Source organism: Vibrio sp. V19_P1S1T109, from assembly GCF_002241375.1.
Lineage (GTDB): Bacteria > Pseudomonadota > Gammaproteobacteria > Enterobacterales > Vibrionaceae > Vibrio > Vibrio anguillarum.
The window spans coordinates 1-2,155 of the sequence record NZ_NDIM01000266.1; the positions used below are offsets into that span (position 1 = coordinate 1).

At 41.2% G+C, this 2,155-nt stretch carries 2 protein-coding genes; both read left to right on the top strand.

Annotated features, from left to right (window positions below):
* Positions 1-330 precede the first annotated feature (330 nt).
* Positions 331-1,548 carry a glucose-1-phosphate adenylyltransferase gene (glgC, locus tag B9J87_RS13115; protein WP_013857078.1) on the top strand — a complete coding sequence of 406 codons (1,218 nt, stop codon included), beginning with the start codon at positions 331-333 and terminating at the stop codon, positions 1,546-1,548.
* Between the two features lies 1 nt (position 1,549).
* Positions 1,550-2,155 (top strand): glycogen/starch synthase (locus B9J87_RS13120; RefSeq protein WP_176429527.1); only part of this gene is annotated, 606 nt, incomplete at its 3' end.

Sequence of the window (2,155 nt, forward strand, 5' to 3'; positions counted from 1 at the left end):
AAAAAGAGAGTGTATATAAAATTAAGAATGCATCAATAAAGTGAATAAAAATGATTAGTTAATACATTGTTATGTTTATATGTTACACCGAGCTGTAAATGTGAGCTAGGTTAGGAGTTAGCAAACTAAAGGGTTCAGACAAGTCAGAACAGCGTATTTAAAATTGTATTATTTCTTTAATTCGATAACGTATAAACAACCGATTGCATTTAGGGTGGTGAGGGAGTTTCATACAGCCCACTGCAAGTGGTCAATAAGGATAGCATCCATACATCCCCTGTAAATTAAGGTATGGAATGCAAATATAAGAATGAAATAAGGAGAATTAAAATGGCTGGTGTTTTAGGAATGATCCTTGCTGGTGGCGAAGGCTCGCGCTTGATGCCTTTAACGGAATCTCGTAGTAAACCTGCAGTGCCATTTGGTGGCAGTTATCGTTTAATCGATTTTGCTTTGAATAATTTTGTAAACGCGGATTTGATGCGTATCTACGTGCTTACACAATTTAAATCACAATCGTTGTATTTACATATGAAGAAAGGCTGGAACCTTTCGGGCATCACTGATCGGTTTATCGATTCAATCCCCGCACAGATGCGTGATGGCAAGCGCTGGTACGAAGGTACTGCGGATGCTATCTACCAGAATATTCGTTTTATTGAACTCTCTACCCCCGACCAAGTATGTATTTTTGGCTCTGATCATATCTATAAAATGGATATCCGCCAGATGCTCGATTTCCATAAACGTGTAGACGCAAAACTGACCGTTTCTGCGCTGAGAATGCCGCTGAAAGAAGCGTCTCAGTTTGGTGTGATTGAAGTTGATGAAGCCGGAAAAATGGTCGGTTTTGAAGAAAAACCTTGCAACCCTAAAGCGATCCCTGGGCACCCAGACCTTGCACTTGTTTCTATGGGTAACTACATATTCGATACAGATAAACTCTGTGCAGAACTGCGTCGTGATGCTGAAGATAATCACTCCAGCCATGATTTTGGCAAAGATATTATTCCTAAACTTTTCCCAGAAGGAGAGGTTTATGTCTATGATTTTTCAACCAATAAAATCAAAGGCGAAAAAGACACAACTTACTGGCGTGATGTTGGTACGATTGAGGCCTACTGGGCAGCGCACATGGATCTATTAGAGCATGATGCCGATTTCTCGTTGTATAACCGTAGCTGGCCTCTCCACACTTATTATCCACCGTTGCCACCTGCAACCTTTGTTGATTCACACGATCGTAAAGTACAGATCACCGACAGCTTGATCTCAGGCGGAAGCTACATTCAAGGTGCGAAGATTTATAAATCGGTACTAGGCTACCGCAGTAACATTGGAGCCAACACTTTAGTGAGTGAATCCGTGATCCTCGGTGATGTTAAAATTGGCGAAGGATGTACAATTAAGCGTACGATTATTGATAAAAATGTCGAAATAGCGCCAGGCACTATCATTGGTGAAGATTTAGAACTCGATAGACAACGTTTCCATGTTTCTGATGAGGGCATCGTTGTTATCGCAAAAGGAACAAAAGTTGGATTCTAGAATGGAAAAAATCGATGTTTGGTTTACCGTTTCAGAAGCTCAAGGTTTGATCAAAAGTGGTGGTTTGGCCGATGTGGCCAAAGCACTGCCTAAAGCACTGCAAGAGTTAGGTCATCAGGTAGCTATTGTGCTACCTGCTTATCGTTCTATATTGGGCATTTCAGATGCTCCTGTTGTGCTAGAAACTGAGCTTACCCATTGGCCTCATACTTCATATCTGGTCCGCCAGATGGAGCTAGATGGAGTGGCCGTGTACTTAATTGAATGTGAACAATATTTTGGCCGAGCACAAATGTATGGCGAGAATAACCAAGCGTACGCTGATAATGGCGAGCGTTTTGGTTTCTTTTCAGCAGCTAGCCTAGATGTTTTACCTAAGCTCGGTAAAAAACCACAGATTATCCATGCAAATGATTGGCATACAGGGTTGGTTCCATTTTTGTTGAAAACGCGTTACCAGCATGACGCTTATTTTTCTGATATGAAAAGCGTATTGACCGTTCACAACGCGATTTTTAAAGGTATTTTTTCTTATCATCAATTAGAGATCATCCCAGAATTGAACTTATCTGGCATGGAATTTTTACGCTACGGACACGATCACGTC